This is a genomic window from Catenuloplanes nepalensis, assembly GCF_030811575.1.
GTDB classification, from domain to species: domain Bacteria; phylum Actinomycetota; class Actinomycetes; order Mycobacteriales; family Micromonosporaceae; genus Catenuloplanes; species Catenuloplanes nepalensis.
On sequence record NZ_JAUSRA010000001.1, the window covers coordinates 6,140,705 to 6,156,903 of the forward strand.

Below are 16,199 nucleotides of genomic sequence, written 5' to 3' on the forward strand. Positions count from 1 at the left end.
GCTACTTCTTCTCTGGCTTCCAGTAGATCTTCCTGTCCCACCGTTCGAGCTGGTGATACCACTCGACCCTATCCAGCAGACCGCGTTCCGCGATCTCCAGGATCTCCCACTGGGTGGCGTTCATGGTCCCGTCCTTCTTCGCCGCCCGCGCCTGCACCAGCGCGGACGCCGGGCTGACACCGATGCCGGAGATCTCGAACGAGACCCGTACGGTCGGGTCGCTCATCATCGCGTCGAGGTGGTTCTGGACGTCGTCTCGCCACGTGGTGGTGTTGCCCATCAGATGCCGGGCCCCCACCTTCCTGGCCAGGTCCTTCACCCCCCAGTCGCCGTTGTGTTCCTTGCCCAGGGCGAGGTGCTTGTTGTCGTCCTCATCGGCCTTGTCCGACTTGTCGCCCTTGTGGTCGGCCTTGCCGGCACCGCCGCCTCCGCTCGATCCGCCCTTGGCGCGGGACCCGGCACCGGAGCTGCCGCTCGGCTTGGCCGCCTGCGACTTGCCACCGCCGGTGCGGACATACGACGCGGAGGACGATCGAGGCGCTGCCTTGACCTGGGCGTCCTTCTGCATCGAGTTGCCGGTCTTCTTCGACTGGTTGACCGCCCTGTTGCTGGTGGTGTTCGCCTTCTCCGCAGCCTTCTTCCGCGCAGCCTCGGCCGCCTTCTTCGCCCGTTCGATCGCCGCCTTCTTCGCGGCGAGCGCCTGACGCTCGGCGGCCTTCGCGGCCACCAGGACCGCCTGGGCCGCCTTGCGGGCCGACTGCCAGGCCTGGATGGCGTTGATGGTGCGGTTGACCGCCTTGACCACACCCGGGATCTTCATGACCTTGCCCCAGGGGATGGCCCCGATGATCAGGCTGCCGCAGGCCCACATGTCACCACCGAAGCAGCCGATCGCGTCGTTGAGGCCGATGAACTCGGCCAGCACGCCCCAGGCGGCCGACAGGATCACCGACATCAGCGACTGGTTCATCGTCGCCTGCGCCTGCGCGACCTGGGCCGCGCTCAGACCGGCACCGGCCAGCGCCGCCGACATCTCCGACGGGGTCAACGAGATCGACAGGCCGGACGGGTCGGCGTGAGTGACCGGGTTGTTGTGCGCGTACGCGTACCCGTTGGACTGGATCGGGTCCTGCAGGTCGACGATCGGGTCTGCGGAGAGGAACCGCCCGACCGCCGGGTCGTAGAGGCGGGCACCGAGCCGCGTGTAGCCGGAGGCGTCGTCCCGGTCCGCACCGAGGAACCCGGTGTCGGTCTGGAGGTTGGCCGTGACCCCACGCACGTTTCCGAACGGGTCCTGCTTGCGGACCCGCGTCTCCATGCCGTTCTGCAGCGCGATCTCGACGGACGGACTGCCCTGGGAGTCGGACGCGATCGCCACCATGTTCGGCGTGCCGGTCCCGTAGGAGTACCGCAGCACCGTGCCGCCGGGCGCGCCGTAGGCCCGGTGCGTCTTGACGAGCGTGCCGCCCTTGTTGGTGGTGACCTGGGCTTCGCCCAGCTCAAGGGTGGCCTGCTTGCCCTGGATGCTCAGTAGCGGCGAACCGCTGGGCCCGTAGATGTGGCGGGTCTGGTTCTGCGCCTCCCACTTCTGGGCGGCGGAGGCCGAGTCGCAGGTGGCGAGCACGACCGCGGTGCCGCTGACGTTGGCCGCGTCCTTGACCGTCACGCACAGTCCGGAGGAGACGTGTGTGAACTGGCCGGAGGCATTCCGCTTCAGCCGCTGGGCGGCCGATCCGTCACACTTCTGGATCTCCACCGCGGAGCCTGCGGTGTTCGCGGCCGGCTGGAGGCACCAGGTGTCGTACGAGGACAGCGTGCCCAGGTTCGGGTCGCTCTGGTTCGCCGCGATCTTGAATGCGAACTTCTGCGCGATGGTGGCGTTGCAGGTGTAGAGCTGGATCGCCGTACCCGCCGCGGCCAGCCCCGACTTGAGGTCCAGGCACTTGTCGCCGAGGCCGTAGTAGGCGGTCTTGCCGTTCTCACCCTGGCCGGTGATCCGCTCGATCTTGCCGTCGTACGTCCAGGCCAGCTCCTGCTTGTCACCGGTGGACAGCGACGTGACCGACTTCGTCTCACCGGTCAGCTCGTAGAGCCGCTCCGCCTCGGCGGTGACCGCCGCACCCTCCGGTGTCGTGAACTTCTTGCGGACCTTCGTCAGCGTGCCGGGCTGGCTGCCGTCGGCCTTGCCGTAGTCGTACTCGGTGGCCACGTCCTTCTTCGTGTCACCGGTGATGTCCTTGTTCGCGACCCACTGACGGTTACCGAGGTTGTCGTAGCCGTACTCCTGCCAGTAGCCGGAGTTGTCCTTGCCGGGTGCGACGTTCGTGGTGCCGTCCGCATTCGCCGGACCGGCGTTGCACGACTCCTGGTTGGTTGCGGTCCACGCCTTGGTGAGCTGGCCGATCGCGTCGTAGTTGAAGCACTGCCGCTCGGCGATGCCGTCCGCGCGCTCACGGATGGCGAGCACGTTCCCGGCCGCGTCGTAGCTGTAGTTGCGGTTACTGACCAGGTTGCCGTTCACCACCGCGGTGTTGCCGGCGTTCTCGCGGTAGACCTGCTGCGTGGTCAGTGCACCGCTGGCCTCGTCATAGGTCGACTGCGACCAGACCCGGTAGGGGTGAGCGCCCAGGGTCGAGCGGAGCACCTGACCGTGCGGCGAGTAGGCGGTCTCCGAGCCGTACCAGTCCTTGCCCGACAGCGTCAGCGGCAGCCCGTCCTTGGTGTACCGGACCAGCAGCTTCTCCTCGGCGAAGTTGCCCACCGCGGGGAGCTGCTGGGTCTCCGGCAGACCGGTGTCGGTGTAGGTGTAGCCATAGGTGTAGGAGTTCTGGAATCCCCAGTCCGTGGCGATACTCTGCGGCAGCGTCAGCGTTGTCGACGTCGGCTGGTAGTCGTGCGTGTAGCCACCGATGGTCTGCGTGTACGGAAGCCCGTCGGTGTACCTGGTCGCGGACGCCGGCAGGCCCTTCCCACCGGGGGCGGTGTCATAGGTGAAGGACGCGAGCAGCGCGCCGTTGGCATCACCGAGACGCTGCTGAACCGGCCGGGAGAGTTCGTCGTAGCCGTTCCACACCGTCACGCCGCGCGCGTTGGTGTTGGTGACCGGCCGGTCACGGTGATCGTACGCGGTGGTCGACGTTCCGCTGTCCGGGTCGGTGGTGCTGATCATCCGGCCACGCTGGTCGTAGGACCAGGACCACTGCTTGGCGGCGTTGCTGCCGTGCGTCGCCTTGATCATCTGGCCGCGGCTGTCGTACTCGTACCGCAGGCTGGTGAACGCGGCCCGGTTGCCGTCGGTGAACGTGTCGACGCGGGTGGACCGGCCGTTCGCGTCGCTGAAGATGCGGTAGGCGACCGCCCCGGCCGGGTTGATGACGGTGGAGTAGTCGGCGCCGTACTCGTACCGGGTGATCCGGTCCGTCGCCGCCACCCCGTTGAGGATCGGCGTCTCGGTCAGGACCCGGCCGAGCCCGTCATACGTGTACCGGGTGGCGTTCGGAACCTGCAGCTCGGATTCCGGGCTGAAGAGCATGGGCTCCGGCGCATCCGTCGTGTAGTAGGCATTGTTGGTCTGCCACACGTCACCGGAACCGTTGTAGAGCGTGTCCGTGATCAGCCGGCCGCCACCGATCGCCTCCTCCTGGCTCTGCCGCTCCCGGCCGAGCCCGTCGAAGAAGGTGACCGCGGTCTGAACCTTGTTGTCATGCGCACGGGTGTACGTGATGACGTGCGGAACCTGCTTGGGCTGCGTGTTGTAGACGGCTTCGAAGTCCGGGACGCTGGTCGCGTTCGGCGTACGGCCCGGCGCCCATGCCTTTCGCAGGCGGCCGAGCGCATCGAACTCGGCCACGCTGACCCGGTTGTTGGCGTCCGTGGTGCGCACGCTGACACCGCGACCCGGCTCCAGCTCCTGTGTCTGGCTGTGCCCGAGCGAGTTCTTCTCGATGACCTTGAACGCCTGGCCGGACGCCGGCTCGTACGTGATCGTCGAGGTCTTGCCGTCGGGGTCGGTCTGCCCGGTGACACGGCCCATCGCGTCGAACGTGGAGGTCCCCTCCGGCTGGAAGCCCGTGCCGTCCGCCTTGAGGGAGAACGACTGGGAGGCGAGACCCCGGGTGCCGGCCTCGAGCGCGACACCGAATTCCTTACCGTCGTACGCGATGCGAGTGGCGGAGCTGAGTTTCTTCAGATCGGCGAAGTCCGGCGTCGTCCCGCAGGCGCTCGGGAGGACCCGGATCTCCTTGGACAGGCCGATCAGGTTCTTGTCCGCGCGGTGCAGGTACTCCAGCTTCGTGCAGGACTCGTCGCCGGTCTTCCCGGTGTCGCCGAGGAACTCGACCTGCGTCGGCAGGCCGTAGACCGTGTCGAACGCCGTCTTCGTCTCGAGTGTGCGGGTCTTCCGCGTGTCGTCACCGGTCCCGGAGGACTTGGTGACCGAGTACGCTCGCGGCTCCGTGACCCGCCACGCGATCAGCGGGGTGAGCCCGTCGTCGCGGTTACGACGGGCGAGTTCCTGAGCCGCCGGTACGGTGACCGACCGCGTCAGCCAGTCGCCGTCCGCGTCGGTGGCCTCGGAGTAGGTGAGTTCCTCGGCGATCCGCCCGGCGAACGGCTCCTCGTCCTTCGCGATCTCGACACCCGCCGCATCCTTGACGGACACGGTGTCGCCCATTCCGCGGAAGAATCGGGTGACCGACTTCGTCGTCTTGCTACCGAAGTCCGCCACGTCCGTGCCGGTCAGCACCGCGACCTTCTCGAAGCCGGCGAACTGCGAGTAGGTCCGCGTCGCCTTCTTCGTGAACTCCTGCTCGGCCAGCTTCCAGCCGGCGTTGTCGTACTGGTAGCGGGTCAGCGTGCTGCTGGCGCCGTCGACGTTCGGGAGTTCCTCGACCGAGTCGACCACGTATTTGTGGAACCAGTCGATCTGCTCGGCCTCCGGGTCCGGATGCCAGTACGCCGGGTAGCAGAGCCGCGTGTTGTTCTTCAGCGCGGCCGTGTCCGCCTTACCCGGCAGGCCGGTGCCGGTGGCGCAGTCGCCCGTCGGCGCCTTGTAGTTGATGACCGTCTCGCCGCCGTACTCGTTGATGACGCGGCCGATGCGGAGGCGGCTGAACCCGGGGCGGTTGTCGTTCTTGACGCGGTTGGGCATGTCCTCGGTGTTGGACTCGAACTTGACCGCGTTGAGCGTGATCTGCTCGTTCGCGGCCGTGTTCAGGCCGTAACCGGTGCGCGTGATGGACTTGAGCCACAGCGCGGTGTTCGGGCCGGTCTTGAGGACCGGGAAGGTCTGGTCGAGCTTGTACTCGTCGACGACCTGCCGGGTGGTGCTGCCGGAGACGCGCAGCGCCGACGTGGTGATCTTGTCGAGGCGCTTGGTGGACCAGAAGGTGGGTGCGGCGTTCCAGCACATCTTCTTCGCCTCGCAGCGAAGGTCGGCCGGCGTGTCGTACCAGATGCGGTATTTGCCCGGGTCCTTGGATTTGAAGTTCTCCGCGGAACAGGTGAGGCTGCCCTCGGCGTAGCACCGCTCGGAGACGCTGAACGAGACGCTGGCCGGCGCGGTCGCCGTGAAGATGGAATCCTTACGCTGCCCGTAGTCGATGCGCGAGAGGTAGCCGGCCCGGTCGTAGGAGACCGGCGCCTTCCAGTTGAAGTTACGGGCGTAGTAGCCCTTGTCCTCCTTGGTCCACCAGAAGCTCATCGCGTTGCCCTGGAGGTCCTCGACGTAGTCGAGCGACCAGCGCCACGCCTCGGTGCAGACCGACTTCGTCCACTCGCTGTCGTAGCAGGGCTCGCCGGCGTGGTTGCTGTAGACCGGCATGGTCAGCACCGAGTTGGTGACCGCCTTGCCGTCGGTCCAGCCGGGCAGCTTGTTCAGGCCGAAGTGGTAGCGGGTGCCGTCGCGGGTGGTGACGACCCAGTACTCGCCGTTCTTGTCGCCGTTACCGCGGCCGGTGTCGAACTTCTGCTCGATCTTCGAGCCGTCGCCGTTCGCCGTGGTCCAGGTGTTGTTCGCCCAGACCAGCTCGGTGGTGGTGCCGCCGAGCGAGAGCGTGGCGTTCTGCGAGCCCCAGCACATGTCGCCGGTCTTGTGCTTGGCGTTGTTGGAGCCGGCCTTCTTGGAGTCGTGCCGGCAGCCCGCGTAGGTGCGGGTGATCTGCCCGGCGCTGTAGTCCCAGCCGTCGCCGATCCAGGAGGCCTGGTTGTTCGTCGACGAGGTGCGGCCGTCGACCGACTGCGACGAGTAGCCCAGGTTGATCTGCGGCGCCATGCCGCCACCGGTCTGCGGGACCGTGACCTGGTACGAGTAGGTGAACGCGCCGGACGACGAGCCAGCGGCCCAGGAGCCGGAGGAGAGCAGCGGCGTGGCGGTGAAGTCGCCGGAGACCGAGGCGCCGGTGTCCAGCGCGCCGACGACCCCGCCGTTCTCAGCCGCGGCGGCGGCCCGTGCACCCGCGGCCGGTGGGGAGGCGAGCAGCCCGGAGACCGGCACGCTGCCGGTCACGATGCGGCGCTCACCCCCGGAGGCGGAGCGAGCGTTGGAAGAAGGCGCGGTCGTCACCTCGCTGGAGAGCAGCTGCGACGGGTCGGCCGGCTCCTCCTCCTCGCTGGGCGCGCAGTCGCCGGTGCCGGGCGCGTCGTAGACGCAGTCGGGCAGCAGCATCAGGCCGAAGCGGTCCGCGGCCTGCGGTCCGTAGAGGTCGGCGAAGGTGGTGTAGTCGACGCTCAGCGCGACCGACGCCTCCGGGTCCGCCGTGGCCGGAGCGGAGAGCTTCATGATCAGACCGGGTACGCCGGCGTCCTGCGACGCCTCGGGCGCGGCCAGGTCGACGGTCCACGCGCCGTCCAGCGCCTCGGGATCGACCTCGGCCGGCACGCCGAGCGACACCGGGAGGTCCGCGACCTTCACCAGCTCGCCGGGGTCGACGTCGGTCAGGTCGACCGTGCCGGAACCCTCGCTCCACGGCGCGATATTCGTCGGCGCGTACGGGTCGACCGGCACCTCGGGCGCCGGTTCGAGCGTCTGGTCGGCGGACTCGTCCTGGTCGACCGGTGCGGTCTCGGGCAGCGGCGGCAGGTCGACCTGCTGATTGCGGTCGGCGCCGGACGGCGGCACCGCCAAGCCCTGCGTTCCCGTTCCGGCGACCACGAGTGTGGTCGAGAGCAGCGCGATCAGCGTCGCGCGTGCCGATCGTTGCCAGCGCCGGCCGCGTCTACGCGGCCACGATGGACCTGAACCACCATGCATCGGTGCGTCTCCCCGTGTAGGCACCACAAAAGACACGCCACTCAAGGCGCGTGCCTGGGCACTGTGCGGCACGCCGATCATCCGTTCAAGTGCACGGAGGGTCACCGAGCGTGGCTTCGAGAGATTTAGATCACACAATGTTTGGCTTCAAAACCGCGCGAACCGGTTCAACGGAAGAAAAGAGACCTCTCAACGTTGTACGCGCAAATCCCATCTACAAAACGGCCAGTGCGGACATAACCGGACGTCACGCAATCGATACATGGAGCTGCATAACATCCTGATAACACCCTGGGAACACTCTGAGTATGCGATCGTGTGCCCGCTCTCTGCCCCGCGGACCCGGCCGGGACCGCTCGGGCTGTCCACAATGTCGCCTGGCTCTCAGGGGAGTAGAACGCTGTGACCGTCCCTTTCGTGCGCACGCGCACGCGGCGAACATTGACCGCGGGCGCGCTCGCCGCGGTGCTCGTCGCCGCTCTGTCACCACTGTGGATCCATCGAGACGAGACACCGGTGGCCGCGCCGCCGGCCCCGCCGGTGCCCGCGCCCCGCGACGAGCAGGCCGCGATGACCGAGGCGGCCAGCACCGGCGCTGACGTCCTGGTCGAGACCGCGACCACGCAGACCTCGCAGACCTGGGCGCTGCCGACCGGCAAGCTGCGCACCGACATCACCGCGCTGCCGGCCCGGGCGAAGAACGGATCCGGCGAGTGGGCACCGATCGACATCACGCTGGCGAGTTCCGGCGGTGCCGTCCGGCCGGCCAATGCCCCTGCGCCGGTGCGGTTCGCGGAAGGCGGGACCAGCGGTAAGGAGAGTGTGCTCGCCGAGGCGGAGGTCGGCGAGCACACCATCACGTACACCTGGCCCGGCCCGCTGCCGAAGGCGGTGCTTGACGGGCCGCGCGCGCTCTACCCCGAGGTGCTGCCCGGCGCGGACCTGCTGCTGGTGGCACGCGAGGAGGGCGGCTTCGCGAACCTGCTGATCGTCAAGACGCCCGAGGCCGCGAAGAGCGCGGCGGTGCGGACCGTGACGTACGGCCTGCGCTCGACGACCGCGATCTTCCGCGCCGACCGGGTCACCGGCGGCGTCCAGGTGCTGGACAAGGCCGGCAAGGAGGTCACCGCGATCCCGACGCCGTTCGGTTGGGACTCGACCGGGCGCGACCCCGAGGCCCTGGACGGTGCCACACCGCGCACCTCCGTCGCGACCAGCGCCGACGTGCTGCGCCTCTCCGGCCTCAACGGCATCGAGCCCGGCGCCAAGCGCGCACAGCTGCCGGTGAAGCTCGACCGCGAGAACACCGGCGATGTCGTACTGCGGCTCGACGCCGGCGCGACCGGGCTGCTCACCGACCCGGGCGTGCGCTTCCCGGTCTTCCTCGACCCGACCATGAACACCGCGGTGCTGGCCTGGACGCTCGTGTCCAAGCAGCACCCGAACAGCAACTTCAACAACGGCACGAACTTCAACAACGGCACGTCCGAGGCGCGCGTCGGCCACGAGGACGAGACCGGCATGACCGCCCGCTCGTTCTGGCGGATGGGCTTCAACACCGCGATCAAGGGCGCGACCATCGAGTCCGCCACGTTCAAGGTGCTCAACATCCACTCCTGGTCGTGCACCGGGCGCCAGTTCGAGCTGTTCTGGACCGGGCCGATCTCGACGGCCACCACCTGGAACAAGCAGCCGACCTGGAACACCAGCCCGGGCTCGAACAAGCGCAACTTCGCGCACGGCCGGGACGCCTGCAAGGACGACTACGCCTCGTTCGACGCGCGGGCGTTCGCGCAGAAGGCCGCGGACGCGGGCGCGAACAACCTGACCATGGGCATGCGGGCCACCTCCGAGGGGGACACGCTGACCTGGCGCAAGTTCACCGCCAAGTCCGCCACGCTGTCCGCGGTCTACAACCGCAAGCCGAACACGCCGACCGCGCTGACCAGCACGCCGGGCGGCGCCTGTGCCACCGCCGGGATCACGGTCGCCCGGACCAACCTGGTGCTCGCCGCGACCGCGACGGACCCGGACGGCAACCTCAAGTCGCTGCACTTCCGCTTCTGGAAGTCCGGCACCACCGCGCCCGCGACCGGCACCGCGACCACCACGCTCAGCAGCGGCAAGGGCTCGGTGACGATCGCGTCGACCACGCTGGCCGACAAGACCACCTACCTCTGGAACGTGTACGCCACGGACGCCGAGGGCCTGGTCTCCGCGGACTACCCGGCCACCACCGCACCGTGCAAGGTGACGGTCGACGCGTCCGGCCCGCCGGCGCCCGAGGTGACCAGCGTGGACTTCCCGGAGGCGACCGACGACGGCACCACCTGGGCCGCGAAGCCGTTCGGCCAGGCCGGCACGATGACGTTCACCTCGCAGGGCGCGGCCCGGTTCACGTACGCGTTCGAGGGCGTCACCGAGGTCTCCAAGACGTCGGCGAACGCGGTCACCATCACCGACCTGAAGCCGCCGCACGCCGGGCCGATCACGATGACCGTCAAGGCGTACGACTCGGTCGGCAACGTCGGCCAGCCGACGAAGTACTCGTTCTACGTGCCGCCGCGCCCGGAGGCGGACGGCCCGGGTGACGTCACCGGCGACGGCCGCGCCGACCTGCTGGCCATCGACGGCAGCGGCAACCTGCGCAGCTACCCCGGCGGGATGACCGGCGAGCTGGACCTGTCGCTGGCCGCGGGCTACCGCAACGGCACCGAGCTGAACCCGGCCGGCCACTGGACCGACTCGGCCGGCAAGGCCGCGCTGATCGCCAAGTTCGGCGACGCGTACCCGGGCGACGGCGTCACCGACCTGTTCGCCCGTACCCCGGACGGCCGTTTCTGGCTCTACCCCGGCGACGGGTACGGCAGCTTCGACGTCGACGACCGGATCTCGGTGATGCTGCCGTCCGGCGTGCCGGCGCCGTCCACGTGGACGCAGATCAAGGCGGTCGGTGACGTCACCGGCGACGGCCGCCCCGACCTGTTCGTCCGGTCCGGTACCGCGTTCTGGGCACTCACCGGGTACACCGGCGCCAGCTTCGGCGAGGCCGTGCAGATGGAGACGACCGGCTGGGACCGCCGGGAGATCGTCAACGTCGCGGACATCGACCTCGACGGCACGCCCGACCTGCTCCACCGCCACCTGGACACCGGCATCATGTCGCTGCGGCACGGCAAGCCCGGCACGATCGCGAAGAGCGTCGACCTGGCCTCGCTCAAGTCGGCCGCCGCGTCCCGCCAGGGCGACGTGCAGTACGGCACCGGCTGGTCCGAGGCCGCGCTCACCGCGGTCGTCTCGATCCCCGACCTCAACGGCGACGCCATCCCGGACCTGTGGGTCCGCCGGGCCACCGACGGCCAGGTGCGCGTCTATTACCCCAGCAAGGTCAACACCAACGGCGAGGTCAAGATCGTCCTGCCGGTGAACGTGAGCACGTTCAAGGCACTCGCCTGATCCGTTTCAGTCTCGGGCCCGGTGGCGCTGCCGCCGGGCCCGTTTCAGTCCGCCGAACCTGGCGTGTCGTGCCCACCCTGCTACCGCGGTGCGCCACATTGAGTGCGGAGCCGACGACGGGAGTGTCACCATGTGCACCGAGGAATGCCTGCGCCACGCCGCATCCCCGCAGGCCGAGGTCTCCCGGGCCGCGGTTTCCCAGGCCGCGGTCTCCCGGCGGGCCGCGCTCGCCGGTCTCGCCGCCGCGGGTCTCACGCTCGGTGCGCCCGCGCCGGCCGCCGCGGCCACCCACGGCCATCACACGGTGCGGGACCTGACCCACCCGTTCACCACGACGTTCCCCACGTTCGCGCCCGGCGAGGAGGCACGGCGCGGCCCGTACAAGACGATCCCGGACGACGGCTACTACATGCAGGAGTGGCGGATCGTCGAGCACACCGGCACGCACGTGGACGCCCCGGTCCACTTCGTCCCGAACGGCCGCACCGCCACCCAGCTCACCCCGGACGAACTCGTCCTGCCCGCCGTCACGATCGACCTCCAGCGCCGCGTCGCGCAGAACCCGGACACCATCCTCACGGTCGCCGACCTGCGCGCCTGGGAACGCGAGTGGGGCCGCATCCCCACCGGCGCCGCCGTCCTGCTGCACACCGGCTGGGACCGCCGCGCCACCTCCGCCACCCGCTACCGCAACCCGGACGCCACGGGCACCATGCACTTCCCCGGCTTCGGCCCCGACGCCTGCGAATGGCTGCTGAGCGCCCGCAACGTCCGCTGCCTCGGCATCGACACCCTCAGCCTCGACCCCGGCCGCTCCCCCGACTACCCCGTCCACTTCACGCTGCTCGGCGCCGACCGCTACGGCATCGAGAACCTCACCCGCCTCGAATCCGTCCCGGCCCGCGGCGCCACCCTGGTGGTCGGCCTGGTCCCGTGGGAACAGGGCTCCGGCGGCCCCGCCCGCATCCTCGCCCTGGTTTAGAGCCGGCTACCGAGGCTTCGAAACGAAAGCCCGAATCGTTTGCCGCCGACGATTCGCGGTCACTCTCCGGACGATCGACTGTGACACGCGTCTCAGGGGTCACCTTCGTACCCCCGGATGGGTCTTCGGTTCGTGAGACGGAGGAAAGATCCGCTGTGGGCGCGGCTGCTGACAGGCTTCGGGCTGGTGCTGGTGATGGCGAGTGGGGGCACGCTGGCCACGGCGCGGACGCTGATCGGGCAGGCGGAGGACTCGATCACGCAGATCGATGTGATCGGGGGGTCGGGCGGCGCGGAGCAGGCCGAGGGGAACGACATCGACGGGGCGGTCAACATGCTGCTCGTCGGGATCGACGCGCGCGAGGGTGACGAGGACTACCGCGCCGACACGATCATCATCCTGCACATCCCGGAGACGCACGATCAGGCGTATCTGATCTCGATACCGCGGGACTGGATGGTGGAGATCCCGCCGAACGAGGAGTTCGAGTTCCCCGGGGCCACGGAGAAGATCAATGCGGCGTTCTACTACGGCTCGCGGCTGCCCGGCACCGGGCTGGAGAAGCGGGCCCGCGGCACCACGGTGCTAGCCGCCACGCTGCGTGAGCACACCGGGATCGAGTTCAACGGGGCGGCGGTGATCGACTTCGGCGGGTTCCACAGCATCGTGCACGCGCTCGGCGGCGTCGACATGTGCATCGTCGAGCGGGCCGAGTCCGTGCACCTCGGCGTCGCCCCGGACGGCAAGCTCGTCCAGGGTTGGTACAACGATCAGGTCCGTCCGGAGCGCCTGGAAGGGCTTCCGCCGGGGAGCGTGCCGCTGGTGCACGAGCCGGGCTGCCGGTCGATGGATGCGACCCGGGCGCTGGACTACGCGCGCATCCGCAAGAGCCTGGACAACGGTGACTACGGGCGGCAACAACACCAGCAGCAGCTGATCAAGGCGATCGTCAAGAAGGCGACCTCGTCCGGCGTGCTGACCGACCTCGGCAAGCTGAATGAGCTGGTCGACGCGGCCGGTGAGGCGTTCCTCCTGGACACCCGCCGCGTGCCGCTGGCCGACTTCTTCTTCACGCTCAAGGGTGTGGCCGCGAACGACCTGACCCTGATCAAGACCAACGCGGGTACGTTCAACGTGTCCGCCGAGACCGGTGCGGAGCAGCTGGACGCGGAGTCGCTGCAGATGTTGCAGGCGGCGCAGGACGGCACGCTGACCACCTTCCTCATCGAGCACCCGCAGTACATCGCGAACTCCCGCTGACCTGTCGTATCGAGGACGACGCCGCACCCGGGACACCGCGGCGCGCCTAGGGTCGGGGCCATGCGTTTCCAGGCGCTCGGCACGCTGCGGCTCCGGACCGGCGCGGGCTGGTCGGAGATCACGGCCGCGCGGCCGCGGGCGGTCCTGGCGCTGCTGCTGATCGCGGACGGCCGGGCCGTACCGATGGATCGGCTGGTCGACGAGGTGTGGGGCGACGAGCCGCCGCGCACGGCGAAGAACACGATCCAGACCTATGTGGTAAGGCTGCGCCGGTTGCTGGGCGGCGGCGAGGACTGCCCGCTGCGCACCACGGATCACGGGTACGCGCTGCTCACCGGCCCGGACGAGGTGGACGTCGCGGTGTTCGAGCGCGCGGTCACGGCCGCGCGGCAGCGGCTGGACGCGGGTGCCCCGGAGGACGCGGCCGGGTTGCTGACCGGCGCGCTGGACCTGTGGCGCAGCCCACCGTTCGCGGACGTCCCGGTCTCCCGGTCGATCGAGGCGGAGGTGGCCCGGCTGGAGCAGGACCGGCTGGCCGCGCTGGAGGCCCGGCTCGGCGCGGACCTGGAACTGGGCCGGCACGCCGCGGCCGTCTCCGCGCTGCGCGGGCTGGTGGTGGAGCATCCGCTGCGCGAGCATGCGCGGGCCATGCTGATGCTCGCGCTCTACCGGTGCGGCCGCCGGGCCGAGGCGCTCGACTGCTACCGCGAGGGCCGCGCCCTACTCGCCGACGAGCTCGGCCTCGAGCCGGCACCGCGGCTGCGTGACCTGGAACGCGCGATCCTGCGCGACGCGGACTGGCTCACCCCCGACACCGCGGCGACCCCCGCCAAGCCGCCCGTCCCCGCGCAGCTGCCCGCGCCGGTGCACGGCTTCACCGGCCGGGAGGCCGCGCTCGCGCAGCTCGACGCGCTCTCCGCGCGGGGCGCCGCGGGCCTGGTGATAGGCAGCGTGGTGGGTACGGCCGGGGTCGGCAAGACCGCGCTCGCGGTGCAGTGGGCGCACCGGGTCCGGGACCGCTTCCCGGACGGGCAGCTGCACGTCAACCTGCGCGGTCACGCGGCCGGTCCGCCGCTGCGGCCGATCGAGGCGCTCTCCGCGTTCCTGCCGGCGCTCGGCGTACCGGCGAAGGACGTCCCGGTCTCCGAGGCGGCCGCGGCCGGGCTCTACCGCAGCCTGATGGCGAGCCGCCGCATGTTGATCCTGCTGGACAACGCTGCCGATCCCGGCCAGGTCCGGCCGCTGCTGCCGGGCGGGCCGGGATCGCTGGTGCTGGTCACCAGCCGGGCCGAGCTGACCGGTCTGATCGCGCGGGACGGCGCCGCCCGGGTCCGGCTGGATCCGCTGCCACCGGCCGAGTCCCGCGCGCTGATCACCACGCTGCTGGACGGCGCCGGGGACGAGCCGGACGCGGTCGACGACGTGGCCCGGCTGTGCGGCGGGCTGCCGCTGGCACTGCGGATCGCCGCCGCGAACGTGAGCACCCGGCCGTCGGGCACCGGACCGACGGGCACCGGGCCGCACCGCCGGATCGCCGATTATGCGGCCCGGCTGCGCCGCGATCGGCTGGCCGGGCTGGTCGCCGACGGTGATCCGGAGGCCGCGGTGCGGAGCGCGTTCGACCTGTCCTACACCGCGCTGCCGGCCCCGGCCCGGCGGATGTTCCGGCTGATCGGCGCCGTGCCCGGCCCGGACCTCGACGTGGCGGCCGCGGCCGCGCTGGCCGGTGTCTCCTGGGACGAGGCCGGGTCGCTGCTCGGCACGCTGGCCCGCGCGCACCTGGCCGACGAACACGTGCCCGGCCGCTACTCGGCGCACGACCTGCTCCGGCACTACGCGGCGGAGCGCTCCGCGGCCGAGGACGCGGAGCCGGAGCGGTCCGGGGCGCTGGACCGCCTGCACCGGCACTACGTCTCCGGTGTCGACGCCGCGGCCCGCGTGCTCTACCCGGACAAGCTCCGGCTGCCCCCGCCCGTGCTCCCGAATGCGGACGGCGTCGCGCACCGGGCGGACCTCGGCTGGCTGGATGCGGAACGGCCGAACCTGCTCGCGATCATCGAGCGGGCGGCCACGGTCGGGCCGTACCCGCTGGGCTGGTGGCTGGTCGACGGGCTGCGTGGCTACTTCGACATCCGGATGCGGCTGGTCGACTGGTCCGCCGCCGCGCGGGCCGGGCTGCGCTGCGCCGAGGCGGCCGGCGACCGGCGGGCCCAGGCCGCGATCCGGCTGAGCCGCGCCGGGCTGTGCTGGAAGCAGGCGGACTACGGCGGGGCCACCGCGGAGTACGAGCGGGCCGCCGCGCTCAGCCGGGCGGACGGCTGGCCGGACGGCGAGGCCGCCGCGGTCGGCAACCTCGGCGTCGTGCACCAGGAGCAGGGTGCGCTGGACGCGGCCGTCGACTGCTTCACCCGCGCGCTGGCCATCAACGCGCGCACCGGCTGGTCGCCCGGCCGGGCGAACGGGCTGAGCAACCTCGCGGAGGTGTACCGCCAGCTCGGCCGGCTCGACGAGGCCGAGTCCACGCTGGAGGAGGCGACCGCGATCTTCCGGCGGACCGGCTCCCGGTACGGCGAGATCTTCAGCCTCGGCGTGCTGGCGGCCGTGCACCGGGATGCCGGACGGCACGCGGCCGCGCACGACCTCGCGCACGCCGCGACCGCGCTCGCCCGTGCGCTCGGCGATCAGCGGCAGCTCGCCGAGTCGCTGAACACGCTGGCCACTGTGGATCACGAGCGCGGCCGGCACGCCGAGTCGATCGGGCACCACGAGGAGGCGCTGCGGCTGGCCCGGGACATCCGCAGCGGGTTCACCGAGGCGCAGGCGCTGGCCGGGCTCGCGGTCGCGTACCGCGCGGCCGGCGACGGCGAACGGGCCGCGGGCGCGGCCCGGGACGCGCTGGACACCGCGCGGCGGGCCGGTTCCGTTCCGCTGGAGCTGGAGGCGCTGACCGCGCTGGCGGCCGTCCACGCAGACCACGGGCGGGCCGCGCAGGCGATCGCGGACGCGCGCCGGGCGCTGCGCGGGTTCGACCGGACCGGCCAGCGGCTCGGGCAGGTCCGCAGCCACCTGGTGCTGGAACGGGCGTTGGACCACGCGGGGCAGCCCGGCCAGGCGGACGACCACCGCCGCCGTGCCCGTCTGCTGCTGGCCGGCACCGGCCTGGCCACGCCGCGCTGAGGTCGGTGTCAGCGCGGGTTCAACGCGGGTCAAGCGGTCCCGGTGACGCTCGTCGTGGTCCCGGAACGAGCCGGG

At 70.6% G+C, this 16,199-nt stretch carries 5 protein-coding genes; 4 read left to right on the forward strand and 1 reads right to left on the reverse strand.

Features of this window, described 5'->3' with window-relative positions:
• Nucleotide 1: 1 nt before the first annotated feature.
• Complete coding sequence (locus J2S43_RS26355; protein WP_370881655.1) at nt 2–7,249, reverse strand: ricin-type beta-trefoil lectin domain protein; 7,248 nt, start codon at nt 7,247–7,249, stop codon at nt 2–4.
• 417 nt (nt 7,250–7,666) lie between these two features.
• Here J2S43_RS26355 and J2S43_RS26360 point away from each other — a divergent pair, with 417 nt between their 5' ends.
• The 4 genes from J2S43_RS26360 (at nt 7,667) to J2S43_RS26375 (ending at nt 16,124) form a co-directional block, all read left to right on the forward strand.
• Nucleotides 7,667–10,705: an FG-GAP-like repeat-containing protein gene (locus J2S43_RS26360; RefSeq protein ID WP_306833654.1), complete on the forward strand. Its 3,039-nt coding sequence runs from the start codon at nt 7,667–7,669 to the stop codon at nt 10,703–10,705.
• Nucleotides 10,706–10,835: 130 nt separating this feature from the next.
• Nucleotides 10,836–11,687 (forward strand): cyclase family protein, encoded by an 852-nt coding sequence (locus J2S43_RS26365; protein WP_306833656.1) that lies wholly within the window; start codon nt 10,836–10,838, stop codon nt 11,685–11,687.
• Between the two features lie 132 nt (nt 11,688–11,819).
• On the forward strand, nt 11,820–12,947 hold the full coding sequence (locus J2S43_RS26370) for an LCP family protein (RefSeq protein ID WP_306833658.1): 1,128 nt from the start codon (nt 11,820–11,822) through the stop codon (nt 12,945–12,947).
• A 60-nt stretch (nt 12,948–13,007) separates the two neighbouring features.
• The gene (locus J2S43_RS26375) at nt 13,008–16,124 is read left to right on the forward strand and encodes an AfsR/SARP family transcriptional regulator (protein ID WP_306833660.1); all 3,117 of its coding nucleotides are present in this window, start codon (nt 13,008–13,010) and stop codon (nt 16,122–16,124) included.
• Nucleotides 16,125–16,199 lie beyond the last annotated feature (75 nt).